14 protein-coding genes are annotated in these 17,417 nt (G+C 59.6%); 6 read left to right on the top strand and 8 right to left on the bottom strand.

Annotated features, from left to right (window positions below; genetic code table 11):
* The first annotated feature begins 86 nt into the window (after window positions 1–86).
* Complete coding sequence (locus FJY67_07025; protein ID MBM3329208.1) at window positions 87–1,601, top strand: hypothetical protein; 1,515 nt, start codon at window positions 87–89, stop codon at window positions 1,599–1,601.
* Here the strand turns inward: FJY67_07025 and FJY67_07020 are convergent.
* The 8 genes from FJY67_07020 to FJY67_06985 all read right to left on the bottom strand — a co-directional run bounded on the left by FJY67_07020 (window position 1,591) and on the right by FJY67_06985 (window position 12,919).
* Window positions 1,591–3,189: a citrate lyase subunit alpha gene (locus FJY67_07020; GenBank protein MBM3329207.1), complete on the bottom strand. Its 1,599-nt coding sequence runs from the start codon at window positions 3,187–3,189 to the stop codon at window positions 1,591–1,593. The genes FJY67_07025 and FJY67_07020 overlap by 11 nt on opposite strands.
* A 1-nt stretch (window position 3,190) precedes the next feature.
* Window positions 3,191–4,390 carry a citrate lyase ACP gene (locus FJY67_07015; protein MBM3329206.1) on the bottom strand — a complete coding sequence of 400 codons (1,200 nt, stop codon included), beginning with the start codon at window positions 4,388–4,390 and terminating at the stop codon, window positions 3,191–3,193.
* A gap of 15 nt (window positions 4,391–4,405) precedes the next feature.
* Complete coding sequence (locus FJY67_07010; protein MBM3329205.1) at window positions 4,406–5,254, bottom strand: ABC transporter permease; 849 nt, start codon at window positions 5,252–5,254, stop codon at window positions 4,406–4,408.
* Between the two features lie 21 nt (window positions 5,255–5,275).
* Window positions 5,276–6,418 carry a glycosyltransferase family 4 protein gene (locus tag FJY67_07005; GenBank protein ID MBM3329204.1) on the bottom strand — a complete coding sequence of 381 codons (1,143 nt, stop codon included), beginning with the start codon at window positions 6,416–6,418 and terminating at the stop codon, window positions 5,276–5,278.
* The gene (locus FJY67_07000) at window positions 6,415–8,226 is read right to left on the bottom strand and encodes a DNA primase (protein MBM3329203.1); all 1,812 of its coding nucleotides are present in this window, start codon (window positions 8,224–8,226) and stop codon (window positions 6,415–6,417) included. The genes FJY67_07005 and FJY67_07000 overlap by 4 nt, the downstream gene beginning before the upstream one ends.
* A 65-nt stretch (window positions 8,227–8,291) precedes the next feature.
* On the bottom strand, window positions 8,292–11,063 hold the full coding sequence (locus FJY67_06995; protein ID MBM3329202.1) for a T9SS type A sorting domain-containing protein: 2,772 nt from the start codon (window positions 11,061–11,063) through the stop codon (window positions 8,292–8,294).
* 129 nt (window positions 11,064–11,192) lie between these two features.
* Window positions 11,193–11,975 carry a DNA repair protein RecO gene (recO, locus tag FJY67_06990; protein MBM3329201.1) on the bottom strand — a complete coding sequence of 261 codons (783 nt, stop codon included), beginning with the start codon at window positions 11,973–11,975 and terminating at the stop codon, window positions 11,193–11,195.
* On the bottom strand, window positions 11,972–12,919 hold the full coding sequence (locus FJY67_06985; GenBank protein ID MBM3329200.1) for a hypothetical protein: 948 nt from the start codon (window positions 12,917–12,919) through the stop codon (window positions 11,972–11,974). The genes recO and FJY67_06985 overlap by 4 nt, the downstream gene beginning before the upstream one ends.
* A 246-nt stretch (window positions 12,920–13,165) precedes the next feature.
* Here FJY67_06985 and FJY67_06980 point away from each other — a divergent pair, with 246 nt between their 5' ends.
* The 5 genes from FJY67_06980 to FJY67_06960 all read left to right on the top strand — a co-directional run.
* Window positions 13,166–14,095, top strand: a complete 930-nt coding sequence (locus FJY67_06980) for an HDOD domain-containing protein (GenBank protein MBM3329199.1) — start codon at window positions 13,166–13,168, stop codon at window positions 14,093–14,095.
* A gap of 506 nt (window positions 14,096–14,601) precedes the next feature.
* Window positions 14,602–15,129, top strand: coding sequence for a division/cell wall cluster transcriptional repressor MraZ (locus tag FJY67_06975; GenBank protein ID MBM3329198.1), 528 nt, complete (start codon window positions 14,602–14,604; stop codon window positions 15,127–15,129).
* A gap of 16 nt (window positions 15,130–15,145) precedes the next feature.
* Window positions 15,146–16,072: a 16S rRNA (cytosine(1402)-N(4))-methyltransferase RsmH gene (gene rsmH, locus FJY67_06970; GenBank protein ID MBM3329197.1), complete on the top strand. Its 927-nt coding sequence runs from the start codon at window positions 15,146–15,148 to the stop codon at window positions 16,070–16,072.
* A gap of 129 nt (window positions 16,073–16,201) precedes the next feature.
* A complete protein-coding gene (locus FJY67_06965) occupies window positions 16,202–16,594 on the top strand; it encodes a hypothetical protein (GenBank protein MBM3329196.1) in 393 nt (130 codons plus the stop codon).
* 45 nt (window positions 16,595–16,639) lie between these two features.
* Window positions 16,640–17,417, top strand: a 778-nt coding sequence (locus FJY67_06960) for a hypothetical protein (GenBank protein ID MBM3329195.1), incomplete at its 3' end; no start/stop codon positions are given.

The raw sequence follows: 17,417 nt of genomic DNA, 5'->3' as shown, positions 1-17,417 counted from the left end.
ACATATACGGCGACGATGGGTCGCGGACGACCGCCTACCAGTTCCGGTTCTTCTTTATCGGTGGCGTGAAGGCGGAGTTTTAGGACATGCGTGTCGATATCAGCACACTGTCAATAGGCTTGATCCTCTGCACGATCCCAACCTTATGGGCCGGTGAGCCATTGCCGCAGGACTTCGGCTACACCCGCACCTGGAGTGCGCTGATCGACGCCGGGATCGGATGGGAGAGCCATTCGCTTTTTCATCCGGCTACCCCCGACTCGCTGCTCTATATGACCGATTCTGCGGCAGCCGGACTAAACTCCCGAGAGATCGAACGGCTCACGAGGCTGGTTCAAGGGTCCGCTGACGCGCAGAGGCACGGGGCTTCTGAAACCGCGTTTATCGGCGCAGCCGGCTTCATCACTTCCCGGTCGGAAGGCTCCGATCGCATATATCGCGGGACGGGGTTGACGCCGTTTGTCCGGGGGCATCTATCGTTTCACCAGTATTGGAGCGCCGATCTCTACCTTCGTGCGACCAACCGCGCGGCGAGCCTTGCACATTATTCGGGTCGAACGCGTTCCATCGAGCGCGCCGGATTCAACAGTGCTGAGATCGACCAGGCGCAAATCGCCTTCCGCAACGATTGGGCGGTCATTGAAGCGGGCCGGAGCCGCGAGATCGTCGGTTTTCTGCCGGACGAGAACCTGGCCCTCGGAGCGGAGTCTCCCGCTTACGACCGATTCGCTGTGCAAGCCACGTTTGGCCGTTTCACCTGGCGCAGTTTCTACGGATTCCTCGAAGCCATCCGGGGGGATTCCGGCATCACCCAGCGCTATATCGCCGGACGAACGCTGCAGTATGCGTCCGGCAACAGGCTTCTCTTGGGATTTACTGAGGTGAGTTACTTATCGGGACGGGACCGGCCGCTCGATTGGGCATTTATAAATCCGCTCGGCTTTCACGTCGAAATCGATCAAAATCACCGCGACAATCAAGGCAGCGACAAGGCTCAAAACGCGTGGTGGGTGCTAAATGCCGATTATCTGGCCGCGCCGCGCCTTAGACTCTCCGGAGCCATCCTACTCGACGACTTCCAACTGGACGCGAAAGACCGGCAGCGCACCCAGGATCAACTCGGCTGGCTGGCTCGAGCGGCCTGGTCGCCGGTAATCGGTTCGATCCTTGCTACACTGTGGAGTGACTATGTCCGAATCGGCACTTTTACAACGCAGCACGATGTTGCCGCTAACAACGCTGTTACACGGGGCGTCTATATGGGGCATCCTGTTGGAAACGACGCCGAGCGGATGCGCATCGGTGCAAGGCTAATACCGGCGTCCTTGGGCATATATGAAGCGGCCATCGGACAGGCTCGCAGAGGTGGAAACTCGCTCCTTAGGTCGCCCTATCGATCACGGACCCTTGCCCCCAAGGTGTCGTTTCCGAGCGCGCCGGTCGGTTCCGCGACATTCCTGGAGATTAGCGCCGGAGGATGGATATTAAGAGACTTGCGACTTGAACTGGACGGCAAGTGGGAGTGGAATACAAAGCAGGGCGGGGTAGAAGGAACGCGGGTCGATCTATCACTCATTTACGCGCATCTCTTCATTCCATAGCATCCGCACCGGAAGACGCCTCAACAACGCTGCCCGGCACCTTCCGCACCGCGTCGATAATCGTCCCATCGACCCACTTCACTACCGCGACGATCGTCTCCTCAGGTTCCATTCGGTCCGGCTTCCCGCAAATCTCCTCCACTTCATTCTTGATATCGTCCAGTGTCCGGATCGGCAGCGACGTCCCCCGCAGTTTGTCGATCAAGTCTTGTCGTCGGGGATTGATGGCGATGCCGCGCTCGGTGACGATCACGTCGATCAGTTCCCCCGGACCGCAGAGGGTTGTTACGCGATCGACGATGACCGGTATCCGGTCCCGAAAGGACGGTATCGGCAAGATAGTGCAGCCGGCAAAGAGACAGTTCTGCCAGCCACCTATGCCGTGCAGGAGCCGCCCGTCGGAGTGGGTTACGACATTCGCGTTGAAGCCGAGATCGACTTCGGTTGCCCCCAGAACGACGACATCGACAAGCGATGCAAAGTTGCCCTTGCCGTGGTAGTTGTAGGAAGTGAAGGGCGAGGTCATGATATGGCGGGGGTTTTCGCGGAGCGACCGGACGCCGTCCAGGTCGAAGGTCTGTCCGTCGAGGATGTAATCCACCAGACCTTCTTCGAGCATTTCGACCAGATAGCGGTTCGATCCGCCCCGCGCGAAACGGGCTCTGACACCTCGCCTGCGCATAAGGTCGGCGAGGTAGATCCCGAAGGCGAGCGCTGTCCCGCCGGCTCCGGCTTGAAACGAGAAACCGTCGCGGACGAGGCCTGCTTCGTCGCAGAACCGGGCTGTCAATTCCGCGATCAGCAGCCTATCGGCTGAACGGGTAATCTGGGTGGTGCCGGAGACGATTTTTTCGGGGATGCCGATCTGCTCCTGAACGACAATATAATCGACATGATTGCCCTGAATCTGCCACGGGATGCAGGGAAAGGGGACGAGGTTGTCGGTAACGACGATGACCTTGTCGGCAAAGTTCGCATCCGCCAGCGCAAATCCAAGCCCGCCACATGCCGATGGTCCCCGGTCACCCGTTGCATTGCCGAATGGATCGGCTGACGGCGCCGCGATGACGGCAATGTCGATCTCCACTTCGCCGTCCTGAATCGCCTGCCATCGCCCGCCATGACTCCGAAGAACGCCCGTTCCACGCATCCTTCCCGACGAGCAGTAATCGCCCAGCGGCCCGTTGAGCGAGCCTTCGATGTGGTGAATAACTCCCGATTCAAGGTGCCGGATCAGCGGCGAATGGCACGGAAACGATGCCGAAGGGAACCACCGTAAGTCGCGAACACCCATCCCGGCGGCAATGTCGAAGACTTGTCCCGCCACCAGATCGCCATCGCGAAAGTGATGATGGGTTGAGATCGTCATCCCGTCCTTAAGACCGCAGCGGTGTAGGGCTTCGGCGAGACCACCGGCTACGACCTTGTTGCCATCCGGCGGGTAGTCCATAGAAGAAGCAATCTGCGGCGCCACCCTGCGACCGGTTGGACGATAGCCGCCTACGCCTCGATAAGGAACCTGCGGGATCCCGTTGACAACTGTAGGGACGATCCGCCTGGCGGCATTGGTGACGAACCTGTCCTTCATACTAACATCCGCCTTCGGCTATCTTCAGAATCCGTTCGGCGCGTTTCACCACCGGCGGATCGATCATCTTCGATCCGAGTGCGACCACCCCGAGTCCCTGCCGGTTGGCGGCTGCGAAGGCTTCCACAATCCGTTGTGCCTGCTCGACCTCACGAGGTTCGGGGGCAAAGGCACGGTGAATGATCCCGATCTGGCGCGGATGGATGCAGCCTTTGCCATCGAAACCGCGGTCGCGCGCCTCCCGTGCCGATGCGAAGAGTCCGGCATCATCGGCGATGTCGGAGAATACCGAATCGCTCGGCTCGATTCCTGCAGCGCGTGCTGCGTTCAGCACCTGCGACCTGAGCCAGTCCGATTCGCGGTCATCCTTCGACCGCCGGGCGCCGATGTCGGCAGTGTAGTCCTCAAGCCCGATCGCGAGGCTTACGATGTGAGGCGATGCCGTTGCTATGGAGGCGGCGTTCAACCCGCCCCTTGCCGATTCGATGATCGGGACGAGAAAAATATCCCGCTTTGCATCGTCATTATCGCTCGCGAGTTTGTCGCTACTTGAACGGATCTCCCTGATGCAGCGATCGACCGCCTCGACCTGCTCTGCGGTTTCGACCTTGGGGATTAGGATGGAGTGCGGTCGAGTTGGGACCATCTCGCGCAGATCATCGAATCCGCGTTCGCCCTGGTTGATCCTGACGGAACGTTCGGCGCCGTAAAAGTTGACGGTCAACAGCGCGTTGCGGACAAGAATGCGAGCAGCATCCTTCTCTGAAGGGGAGACAGAGTCCTCAAGGTCAAGGATGACGACATCGGGCCGGTGCAGACCGGCGTTAAGGAAGAACTTAGGCTCGTTGCCGGGGAGATAGAGCCTACTGCGGCGGAGACGGTCCCGATGTGAAGGATAGTCAGCCGTCGGTCGTAGAGGTGCAGTAGAAGGTCCGGGTGTCAGCCCGGATCGCCGGAGAGCGCATTCGAGCCGGGCGGCGATGATGAAAGAGAGCGCACCGGCGTCGTAAAGGCTCAGCCGACAGTGCAAGACGCCCCATTCAGCCAACATGCTGCGGCATTGGCGCTCAATGTCGCGGCCGTAAAGTGCCGCGACCTTGCTAACGAGGTGGAATTCGACGCCGCCCGAGGTGCGGAGTTCTAATTCTACCCGGCAGTCCGAGCGGACGTCCGGCCCGCTCCGTCCGACATTTGCCGTCATCTTATCATTCTTCGATCAGTAGAACGTCTCTCTCTCTATTCGCCCCCAGCGGCGCGCCAGGCGGTCGGCAATCCGATACCAGACGAGAGCTATGACCAGCCAGGCTACGCTCGTCAGAGCCAAGCCCTGCCAAAGGTGTGCCATTGGTGTCTCAGGCAGAGCGAGTCGAACGGCGCCGCCATAGAACGCAATCCGCCAAAGGTCGATCCAGTAGGTAACCGGCAGTAACTGCCCAATGGCGGCAAGGGAGGGCGGGATCACCGACAGCGGAATGACGGCTCCAGCGAGTAGAAAGAGCAGCCCCGCGATACCCTCCGCAAGCACCCACCCCATCCGGTCGATGAGCAACATTGCGCTGGCGAGCATCCAGCCCATAGCACCCATGCCAATGACGGCAAGAAGCCAACTCCCGACGACGATCGGCCAGGCGATCCCGTCGGGCCTGAAGGTCAGACCGAGCAAGTATCTTCCCGCCAGAAAGGCGAGTGCCGCACCCACAACGGAGATCGCAACTTTGGGAAGGACCCGTCCCATTACCTGCACCGGGAACGAGGCTGGCGCAATGTAAAGGTATCGGAAGATGCGGTAATGTTCGCGGTCTTCAACCACCACCATTCCGGCTCCGGCAAGGAATAGTCGGACGAACATAAAGGCGGCCGAGCCGCTGATGAGGAAAGCGAGAAAGGGCGGGTCGCCGCTTCCGCCCAACACTACTCGATACATATAGATCAGCATCAAGAGGCTCGAGACCGGAGCGGCGAGCGCCACCAGGAGATAGACCGCCGGGTGAGTCCAGTTGCCTTCGATGTCCCATCCGAGCCGAGCCGAGACCTTTGTCGCACGAAGAAAGTGTCGAGCAGTCATATAATAGGTAATGTTGCAATGTCAGATAGATTGATGAAGCAGCCGGCCATAGACCTCTTCCAGCCGGTCGGCGATGACCTCCGGCGAGAACCTCAACCGAATACGTTCGGCCAAGGCGTGGGGATCATACTCGTCGATACTGCGGACCATCCTTTCGATGGCGTCGGCGAGCGCTGCTGCATCACCCGGCGGCACGAAGATGCCGCACGACTCGTCCATATAGTCCCGGATCGCCGGCAGGTCCGAAGCGATCACCGGCAGACCCACAGCCAGCGCCTCAGCGGTGGCGATGCAAAAGGTCTCGTGACGCGCGGGGTGTACGAAGAAGTCAACCTCACGCGTCAGACGGGCGATTTCCAGGGGAGGGAGAAAGCCGTGGAACCGCACCGCATCCCCGAGGCTCAATCTACCAACCAGTTTGGATAAAATCTCTCGCAGCGGCCCGTCACCGACCAGTTCGAGACAAAGTTCGATGCCATGATCGCGCACCCTGTTCATCGCCTCGAACAGGGTCGGATACTCCTTGCGTGGAATGAGGGATCCGACCGCAAGCAGCCGCAGAGAGTTACGACCACCTAAATTAGGCTTGAAATCGGCAGGCCGAAAGAGATCGGTATCGACGGGATTGGGTATCACCATAAAGTCGCTCGCTATGCCGCTATCCCGGATGTCTCTTCGAAGATGCTCCGAAACGACGATGCAAGCGTCGGCATGGTGGAATGCGAGGCGCGCCTTTAAACGCTCGGCCGAGGTCAACTCTCCACTGCCAAAGCCGCTCCAATGCTCGGTGATCGCCAGCGGCACACACCACTTGCGAGCCAATAGCGCGCCGACCAGCCCGGCCTGATAAGTGTGTGCGTGTATCAGGTCGAAAGGTCCTTCCCGTGCTCCGACCTCAAGCCCGGCCCGGTATTGCCTCCAGAGCCGGGTTAGAAACCTGAAGCGCGGAGCCAGACCGCGCGACTGATAGTGGCGATAGACGACGATGCCGCCTTCGTCCATCCTATGCAGTTCAGGACGGTTTCCATCGTCACGCTCGACATATAGCGCCAGCACGACCGTATTGTGTCTTCGAGCCGATAACTCCGCATATTTGCGAATGAACAACCCGTCGGAGGGATGATCTGGTGAGGGATACCAGGCCGTGGGGATGAGGATCTTCATCCGGCTGATAGTTCGCGCATTTGACGCTGGAGCGCGATCATTTCACGCATCAGGTCGGCCGTCGGGAGGTGATTGCGCTCGGCTGTTGCGACGGCAATCCGCAGTTCATTGTGGCGGCGCCGCAGCGACCTTCGGAGGATCGACTTGGCGGCATCGCGGACGGCGCGTTCGGCCGATCCCGGCTCAGCGTTCTCCGACATTTCGACCGCCGCACGCGATATCAACTGCTTCACCGCCGGATCAGCGGTCGCTTCGAAAAGCGCCGCCGAATCGATCGCTTCGCCGCGCAGGAATGCACTCTCAAGTCGCGCATAGAGAGCCTTCAGTTGAGTTTGCTCGAAGTGTGCCGATGTAACTTCTCGCATTGCGACGTTTAAGAATTCGGGATGTCGTAAGAGCGAGACGATGAGATCGCGTTCGCCGGTAAACTCAGGCCCGAAGTCGGGCGCCGGAGTCGCGGCTGTTCCGTCTGGAGAAGGAGCATCCGGCTTGGGGATGTCGCTCAATGCACGGTCGAGAGTGTTGCGCGTCAGGCCGGTGGCTTGCTGTAACTCGCCCAATAGCAAATCGCGGCGAACCGGATCGACGACCCCGGCGACGGCACCCAAAATGTCCCGCACTGCGCGGATTTGCACACTGGGGGGTAGAGACCGGTGAAAGCCCGCCGCTTCGAGCCGGAAATTCACCAAAGATAGGGGACGGGCGAGCGCCTCGCCAAGCGCTTCCGGTCCATTGCTTCGCAGGATCGAATCGGGGTCTTCGCCTTCCGGCAGCCGGACGATATGCGCTTCGATCCCCGATTCGGTAAGGAGATCTCCGGCTCGTGCTGCCGCCGCGATTCCGGCGTCATCGCCGTCATAGACGACGACCGCGCGACTGGCATAGCGTTCGAGCAATTGTGCCTGACGCCGGGTAAGCGCCGTCCCGAGACTGGCTACAGCATTGGGAAAGCCGCCCCTGACGAGTGCCAAGAGGTCGAGGTATCCTTCGACAATGAAGACATTACCGGCCGATTTGATTGCATCCCGCGCGATATCGAGTCCGTAGAGATGCTCGCCCTTGTGATAGAGGGGCGTCTCGGGGCTGTTAAGATACTTCGCTTCGTCGTCATCGGGAGTAATGCCTTCGACCCGGCGGGCACCAAAGGCGACGGCGCGGTCTGTGATGGAGTGGATCGGAAAGATGATCCGCGCCCGGAAGCGATCTACGACCCCGCTGCCGTCGCGTCGGCGATAAGCCAGCCCGCTCGCCACCAATAGATCGTCGCGATAGCCGGTCTTGTTGGCAGCCCGGCTGAAGGCATCCCATTCCGGCTCAGCCCAGCCGATCTTGAAACGAACAATGGTCTCCCGGCCCAAGCCACGACCGGTTAGATACTCAAGCGCCCGCCGCGCACTCGCCGACGGCGTCCCGGTTATGAGGCGCTCGTGGAACCACTTGACGGCAAAGGCGTTGACCGCAGCCATTTGCTCTTTCTCATCGCGCTGCCGGGCGCCGGAGGCGCCGGATTGAGATCTTAGAGATATGCCGGCGCGGTCGGAGAGCAGCCGGACGGCTTCGCCGAACGAGAGGTGCTCGATCTCCATCAGGAAAGTGAAGACGTTCCCGCCTTTGCCGCAACCGAAGCAATGGAACATCCCGCGGTCGGCGCGAACGTGGAAACTGGCCGTCTTTTCGCCATGGAATGGGCAACGACCCCAGAAATCGCCCGTTCCGCGTTGTTTCAACTGGACATAACCACCGATCAAATCGGCGATACTGATGGCCTGTCGGATGCGGTCGAGGTCGTTGTCGTCGAAGGCGGGCAAAGTGGTATGAGGCGAGACTGACCGGCGGCCGGCCGAGGCGTAACGGCCGGCCGCCGGTTAGAGGGCTACTTGAGAAGATTGAAAGGCGCTGCGACTGCTCCGTAGGGAGTCACAACCTTGAGATAGAAAACGCCGGCCGGCAGATCGGCGGCATCGAGTACCGTTCGGTTAGAACCCGCGCTTCCTACTCCGGAAACGACAAGCCCGGCACGACGTCCGGTTACATCGAACACCTGCAGTTCGTAGCGGCTTTCTCGCGGGAGGTTAAATGATACCACTGCATGCTGATTAAACGGATTGGGCCATATCGCTTCGATCTGAAAGTCGGTCGGCATAGCGTCGTCATCAGTCGCAGAGGATTGGGTCGAGGTCATTGCGGCTTCTACTTCGCCGCCCTGACCATATCCGTTGACAGCGACGTAGAAGTTTCCTTCGTGGTAACCTGCCGGCATTTGGTCGCCGCAGAAGGTAACCGGCCAGGCGATCGATTCTCCAGGTAAGAGGAGTTGCAGAGACGGCTCGATCACCAGCCACGAAGTGTAGAGATCGACAACGAAAAGCCGGTCGGGGGTATCACCGGTCGATTTCCAGATACCGATCAGACTGCCCCGGCCGTCCTGGAAAGCCTGCGTAACTTCTACTCCCCCAATCCTGGCGAGGGAGTCGGGCGGCGTCAACGTATAGAGCGGCGTAGCAAGATGCTCGTCCGGGTTGATCAGCCACAGGAGCGTAACGCCAGGACGCGGTTCGGTTACGGCGTAGAGCGCACGGGTGTTGCCTTTTACGCCAAGGCTGCGGACGGTATCCCCCAGGACAATCCGGTCGCGTTCCCAGAACTCGGCATCGGTGCGGGCGATGATGCCCTCGTCGCCACCAATGTAGAAATCGACGAAGTTGTCCGAGTAGCGAAAATCGACACCCAGCGCCCGCATGGTCCGAATCGCTTGCGGCCCGTTGACGACTTCGCCTAATTCACCGTCAACGGTAAACTCGGCAATCAGATTCCGGTAACCGCCGTAGAGCAGCTGCCGGCCGTCGGTAGCGAGGTCGAGGTAGCCATCGTCTTCCGGATTGCCGGGCTGGGCAAAGGACTGCCGAAGGTCGTAGTTGCGGTCGAGCCGATAGAGCATATTGGGCGACTGCCCATTGTTTCCGCCGCAGAGGTAGAAGTTGTTCCCGGCCAGTGCGACACCGTTGACATCGAAATCGTTGGTCAGTTGCGAGACGTTGATGAAGGCTTCCCGACCGCCCTCAGTCCAGCGGTCCATGACGCTGGCATAGACCGGAACGCCGGAGTCGTTACGCAGCTCCAGCGATTCGGTTACACGGTCGATGGTGGTTAGTTCGACCTCGAGGCGGTCCGTCGATAGCCCATTCCAGACGTTGCGCGGGAAGTGGAGCCAGCCGCGGTCGGTGCGGGTTTCGTCGCGATCCGGCGGCAGGTCCGGGTCGCCCGAATCGACGCAGGGCGAATTACCCATCAGCATAAAGTAGGTCGAATCGATCTTGAAGAAGCCGGGATCCACGGCAGCGTTGCCTTCCCCGGGAAGCCCGCCTCGGATATGGGAATAGACCGCCGAGACAAAGTCCTGATTGCCGAAAAGGGGCGGATCGCCGACTACGATGCAACTATTGAGCAGGATGCGTGCGCCGTTTCGGGCCTGGACCGACTGGGCTATGCGCTCGCCGCCGATGTTGGTGTTGTTGACGAAGGTGCAGTTGTTGGCGCGCCATAGATTGTTTTCGCCCCAGTCGTTTTCCGAAGTGGAGATAGCACCTCCGCCGCGGGTGGCGGCATTGCGCAGAAAGAGGCAGTGGTTGACATTCAGCAGCGGCGCTTCCTTTATGTAGATTGCCCCGCCATAGTTGGCGTTATTCTCCACAAACCGGCAATAGACGGCTTCCAGGCGGGCTCCGCCGCGGACGTAGATCGCTCCCCCGACGCGGGCTCCGGCGTTGGTCGAATTACCCCAAAAGTAGCACCACTCGAAGCGCGGTGCGGTGGAGTGACCGCGGGCGTTGATGGCTCCGCCGGTGGTGGAAGTGTTTTCGAGGAAGTTGCACTTGACAAATGCGGTTGTCGCATCCTCCGTTATCAATAAGGCGCCGCCAAGACCACTCTCGGCATTGGTCGTCCGGTTGCGGCTGAAAGTGCAGTTCTCCAGGCGTCCCGCAGCAAGCAGCGCTATCCCTCCACCGCCCTGGTTGACAGCGGCATTGTTGACGAATGTGGTATTGCGAATCTGTGGATTTGCGTTCAAGATCAGCGCGATGCCACCTCCGCCATTCTGCGAATTGTTGTCGGCAACGAGGCAGTTCTCGATCACGGTGTTTGCGCGCCAGAGGGCGATGCCGGCACCGAACGTCCGACAATGCCCGCCTGAGATGCGGCTGTTGAGAATGGTAACATCGCCGGCGCTGACGAATATATTTCCACCCGAACTGAGGGAATCGAGTTCCCCCTGTCCTCCCAACGCCCGCCCGCCTGACACTACGCAATAATTGAGCACTGTCGCACTGTCTGCAACCAGAAAGCGCAGACCGCCGAAAGCTTCGGCGCCTTCGGCCGGCAGGAACCGGATCGAATCGTCGATCGAACCGACAGCAGTCAAACGTCCATAGATCAACATCTTCGTGCCTTCGAAGCGGACTTCGCAGCCGGCGTCGATGGCAAGCGCCTGGCCGTTTCGGACTGTGACGTCGCCGGTTACAATGAAAGGGCTGCCTTGCCGCAGCCAGCGCCCGCTGACGTCGCCCGAAACACGCGTCTCGGCGAAACTGCTGTTGGCATGAGCCAGCAACAGGACCAGTATAGGAAGCGTGGTGGTAAGTTTCATTTGGTCTCCGAGGGATGTGTTGCTGATGCTAATGATGATGATGATGACGTCAATTGGGAAGTTAAAGACCTGTGTGCATCCAGACGCCCTCGTATGGCAGCATCCCTAACATCAACATCATCAACATAATTACTCAAGCCGGTCTATCATCGCCTGTGCCGGAAGCGAACCGAGCGCCGGGTGATGATGCCGGATATAGCGGCTCAGAGCGTTGCTCAGTTCGTTCTGAGCCATCTCACTGGTTTTAAGGCGCTTGAGCAGATCGGTCTGTCGCCGGGCCAGCAAACGCAGTATATTGACCGACTCGCCTGTGAGGGTTACAGCGTCGCCCTCGATGCGGCATCCCTCGCAACAGATCGCCCCTTCCGAGAGCATCAGGGCGTTATGCCAGCCGGTTCGCGCCGGAGTTGTACCGCAGACCGGACATGCCGTGGCGTCGAGCGCAAAGCCGAGCGCAGCGGTTAAATCCAGTTGAAAGCCCTGGAATGCCAGGCGCGGCGTGATTTCAGACCGCTCCAAACGCTCCAGCGCACTCCCGGCTGCAGCGAACGCGGCCCGGTTGACATCGCCTTCGATCATCGAGCGGTCGAGCAGTTCGACAATCGCGGCGCCATAGGCACTCTTCAGGATATCTTCCCGCAGACCCACGTAAGGGTCGATCACCGAAGCCTGAGCCAAAAGTTGCACCGAGCGCGACGACTTGTGATAGACCATCGCTTCGATCAGACTGGGTGCTGCGAGGCTGCCGATCGCGCCATTGCCTTTACCGCTGCGAGCGCCCTTGGCGATAGCGGCAAACTTGCCTCGCTCAAGGCTGAACAGCGTAACGATCCGCGAGGTCTCACCGTGGCGGATCGACCGCAAGACCAGCGCGGTTTCGGGCGTCGGAAGCGACGTCTTGGGACGGGTCATCCTTCCCAAATCATACGGGGGGTCCAGTCTCCGCTGAGCAATCGGTCGATTTCAGGCCAGACCGCCGTATCTATTCCCTCAATGCGATGCACTTCGCCTTCTCTGAGGATGTTGCGGACATCGCGCCTAAGGTTGTTGATGAGCCTCGCAGCCCGAAGGTGCAAGCGAAACGGCTCGCCGCTGCACCAACGAATGAGGGCGCTGTCGGCGAGGCGTCCGGCAAGCCAGTAGTTCTCACGACGATAATCCTTGGGAATGAACCTTTTCATCCGCAAGGGCAGTTGATAGCGGGCGGCCAGATCGAGGAGTCGGAAGCGAGGCTCGAAGTTTGAAGCGCGAGGTGATGGATTATTGCCGTCGAACCACGGACGCTGGAAGGCAATGAAGTCTAGTCCTAGATCGCTGCCGCTCCTAAAAAGTCGCTCCAGCCGGCGGTCGGATAGTCCGGAGTGCATTCGGATCAGAGCACCGGTCTGGATGCCGCTGCGGACAATCCGGTCGAGTAGGCGTCGCTGATCGGACGAAGCGACATTCCCGTTCTCTTCGGAGCGACCATCCCCCAGAGGCACTGCGACAGTTGCTTGAGCCGTCAGGTGAATCTCGCGCAGGATGTCGATATCGCGCAGCACCATCGTCGAGCGGGTCATCAGCAGGAGCGGATAATTGTGCTTGGCAAGGACCTCGAGAGCCCGACGGGTGATGCGTTGACGCCGCTCAACAGCCGTATAGGGGTCTGCAGCCGGCCCCATCAAAGCCAGGTCGGGCAAGACCTTCCGGCGACCGGATAAAGCCCGGTCGAGCCGTTTCGGAAAGCCGTCTCGCGGATGAACCCGAGCGCGCCGGGCATCGTCATCGCTTATGTAGGGCGCAAGCGAGAGACGATGCCAAAAGACCGGTGTCGGCATCCGGTGCACCAGCACCGGTCTATTTGGATCGCCGTTCAACGTCCTATTACTACCAGGCACGCCCCGACTCTGTCAGGTTGACCGTTAACATAATCATCAAGTTAAGCCTTGCGGTCTTGCTTGTCAACCATTGAACGGCACACCTGCGTTTATCTCATCACCTCCGATATGACTGGCTATGACGATAGAACCCTTGCAAAGGGAATACAAACCGATTAGATTTCACTTGAGATAAGGGCTCTCCTTGAACTGTCCACATCATACCGCCATAGGAATCCTCTACCGATGAATTCCCCCTGGGGTGCCGATGGCACTCCCGCCGGCGGCGCCCCCGCCGAAGGTTTGAACAAGATGCTGGTGATCGCTGAGATCCGCAAGACGATCACCGAAGTGCGCGACCTCCCGACGCTGCCCGGCATCGTTGTCGAAGTGATGAAGCGGGTCGCCGATCCGCACAGCAGCGCCGGCGATATCGTCGAGTTGATCGAGGAGGACGTCTCACTTGCCGGCAAATTGCTGCGCACCGCCAACAGCGCCTACTATGGCGTCCCGCGCAAGATCGACAATCTCAAGACGGCGGTCGTCATCATCGGGATCGAGGAGGTTTCAAATCTGATCGCATCAGCGAGCGTCCTGCGTCTCTTCCCTGAACGTCCCGACGTAGCACACTTCGACAGCGCAGAATTCTGGCAGCACAGCGCTTCGGTCGCCGAGATCGTCCAGGGGCTTTATGCCGGCCTAAGGGTTCCCAAGCACTCCGGCGCCTATGTAGCGGGACTCCTTCACGACATTGGTAAACTGGTACTGCACCAATATTTCTATCGCTATCACCTGCTCTGTGCCGAGAAGGCTAATCAGGAGGGTGTTCACATTGCCCGTGCCGAAGCCGATGTCATCGGCGTCGATCATGGCCACATCGGCGGCTGGCTCGCGGGCCGCTGGAACCTCCCCGACGACATCATCAACGCCATTGCCCAGCATCATATCCGGCCGTCCGACTCGCCGCGACTGGGACTGCCTGAAATGCTCGATTGGGCCGACCGGATCGGTCATCTTATGGCTGCTCATACCAATGGACGGGTAACAAAAATGCTGATGGCCGACGAGGCATTTGCCGAGATTGTGAACGCTCGATCCGTCAACCTGCTGAAGGTGATCGAAGACCTGCGCGAACGGCTCGAACGGTCGCTGCAGTTGCGGGAGATTCTTGGATGAGCGCATTTGAGGGCTACTACATGGTGCAGTTAGTTCTTGTCTGATCCCCCCTGCTTGCCGGGGGGGCAATGAAAGGGGGGGTAATTGGGGATGCACTTCTACCCTCCTGAAGTCCCCCCGCTGAGCAGGGGGACGAGACAAGTTGATATCGCACCAGTTAGTAGTCTGAAGACGGAAAATCGGAATAATGAACACGAGTTCTTTGACTTATTCGTCTCTCACGCCACGAACCTTCCGTCACGTGCCCTCACGTGACGGAAGGTTCGTGCTCATATGCTGTCACGTGAGGCACGTGACAGCGGCAATCGCTGGATAAATAAAGAACTCGAACACCTAATATAGTATCTACTTGATAATATGATATAAAGGGTTTAGAAATCGCCTCCTGAGATACAGGGTGGGGATTTTTTTTCGTTAAGGCCGCGCAAAACACTTGACAGCGCGGCCTTCCTTTTGTAGATTGACCGGAGAAATTTGGGGAACAGTTCAGAATAGAGTTGACAAACGTGGGGAATGAACCCATACCAGGCTTCTGGGGATCAGATCTTTACAGCCTTGACGACAAGTCCCGGCTGGCGATCCCGTCGTCCTATCGCTATCGCCTGTCGCCCTCGGCACGAGGCACTTTTGTGCTTGCGCCGGGGCTGGGCCGGTGCGTTGCCGCCTGGCCGCTGAACATCTGGCAGGAGTTGCTGGAGCGCGCCGAGTCGCTTGAACTCCCCGATGAGGAGTTCCTCCGTTACATCCGCTGGCTCTACGGGAGCGCTGTCGAATGTCTGCTCGACGGGCAGGGCCGGGTGCGGATACCGCTCCATTTGGTGAACTTTGCCGGACTGAAGGGTGATGTTCAGGTCGTCGGGATGCGCGACCGCATCGAAATCTGGCATCCCGACAACTATCCGGCCGCGACCGGCGACACCACCTTCGATTATCAAGCACCGCACCGGCAGTTGCTGGTAGGGCGCAGGCTTAGGCCAGCGGCAGAAGGAGCGAAACCGGCGATGCTGCCCGGACTTCCGACGGGCGACGAATAGCCGGACGCGGGGGAGTCTGTTGGATGCCCAGCATAAGCCGGTCCTGGTTGGGCCGGTAGTTCATTATCTGCTCGGAACCGGCGGAAGGCGGTTCATAGACTGCACCGCCGGCGGCGGCGGACACATCGAGGAGTTGCTTGAACGGGCAGATTGGCAGATAGAGGTATTAGCCGTCGAAGTCGATCCCGATGCTGTCCGGCACTTGAGGGAACGCTTTGCCGGACGATCCGGGGTTCAGGTGGTGGAGGGGGATTATAGGGAGTTAGGAGAAGTTGCCGGGAGAGCCCGGTTCCAACCGGTGGATGGAATCCTGGCGGATGTCGGACAGTCCTTCGATCAGTTGCTAACTTCCGAACGGGGCTTCAGTTATCGCCTCGACGGACCGCTCGATATGCGCTACTCTCCAGGGCGGGGAGTTCCCGCCAGCGAGATCGTCAACCGTTGGAGCAAAGACCAGTTGAGTGCGCTTTTTTGGGAAATCGGTGAGGAACGGCAAGCCGGGCGTCTTGCCGACCTGATCCTCCGGAGTCGTCCGCTCACGACGACGGGAGAATTGGCAAACGTGGTCGGTCGGGTCGTAAGGGGACCTTTTCGCGTCAAAACGCTGTCAAGAGTCTTTATGGCGTTGCGGGTCGCTGCCAATGACGAACTGGAGGCAATCCGGGCTTTAGCCTCGCAAGCGCTGGCGCTGCTTCGACCGGGCGGGAGGTTCGTGACCATAGCCTATGATTCGCATCAGGATCGCATTTTCAAGGAAGCCTTTCGCCGTTTGAGCCGACCGGCAGGCAAGGCAGAAGCGGTATCCGATTCTGCGATGAATGCAGATTGGGAACTGACCATCCTAACACCACATGTGATCAGACCCGACCGGGCGGAGATGGCGGCCAATCCGCAAGCCCGCAGTGCCCGGATGCGTGTTGTTGAGAAGTTGCGTCGGGCATAGTGGAGACTTTGTCGCACCCATTCGAGGTTGCACCGCGCATGCAACTAATGACCTATCACCCTGCACCTCACACCTTGCACCTTGCACTTCTGGTATCGAACGTCGAACCTCGCTACGGAAGGCTGTCCGATGTCATCACCTTCTAATACCCGCCCTATGGCTGCGTCGCGCCTAAAGCCCCAGGCGCGCCTATTGGGCTGGCTAATCATGGCAACGTTCCTCGGGCTGGTCTGGATCTGGCGTTCGGGACGTTACGAGCATTACTCCTCGCGCTATCTAAGCCTTGAACGGCAGCATCAGCAACTGCTCGATGAAGCCGGTCAGATTCGTCGCGACCTCTTGAAGCATTCGCAACTGGCACGGGTCGAGGCGTTAGCCCGACAGCGGCTCGGGATGGTCTGGCCCGAGGTGCCGCCCGATACGATTTGGACCGAAACGCACCACGAAGCACCGCTGATGGGTGTGGTAGGTGCGCTTCCCTCAGTCAAGCGGCTCCTGCAAGCCGCCTTGACACGGGGCTGACGCATCGGCAGCCTGCTCCTTATTTGCGAATCTTGAACCTAAGGTATGCTCCAGCCCGATCCATCCGGCCTCCGGCGACTGCTGATCATTCGCGCACTCTTACTCGCGGGTGCGATGGTGATACTGGTGCGCCTGGTGATGCTGCAAATCTGGATGGCACCTGAACTTAGCCGCACTGCAGATTTGCAGCATCGCACCGAGGTGATCACTCCCGCCCGGCGGGGCGACATCCTCGATCGCTATGGCGTTCCGCTCTCCGATCAAGCCGGGAACTATGTAAGCCTGGGCGTCAACCCGAAGCGGGTGACCGATCCTCGCGGGCTGGCAGCCGATCTGGCCCGACTGACCGGGCGCTCGACCGAATACTATCTGAAGCGACTCAATCGGGCCGCCGACTTCGTCCATCTGGCGCGGAAACTACCACCGACACTGGCCGACCGGATCGACCGTCGGAATTGGAACCTGATTCGCCAGACCGAGACGCACCGGGTCTATCCGCACGGAGCGCTGGCCGGTCAAGTGGTAGGCTTTACCGACATCGACGGCGTTGGCATTGCCGGGCTGGAGAAGAGTTGCGACGAGTTATTGCGCGGCACATCGGGCCGCAGGATCTACCAACTCGACGTTCAGGGGCGTCCCCACATCGATCCTGCTGCACCGCTAACGCCGCCCATCGACGGCCTCGACGTCGTCCTGACCCTCGATCTGCGCATTCAGTCACTCGTCGAGGAAGAACTGGCACCGGCTGTGATAGTCGAGAAAGCCCTCTCGGCAGTGGCTATAGTCCTCGACCCCAAGACCGGTGAAGTGCTCGCTCTGGCGT

It is taken from the genome of Calditrichota bacterium (assembly GCA_016867835.1).
GTDB lineage: Bacteria > Electryoneota > AABM5-125-24 > Hatepunaeales > Hatepunaeaceae > VGIQ01.
This window is presented reverse-complemented; position numbering and strand designations above follow the sequence as displayed.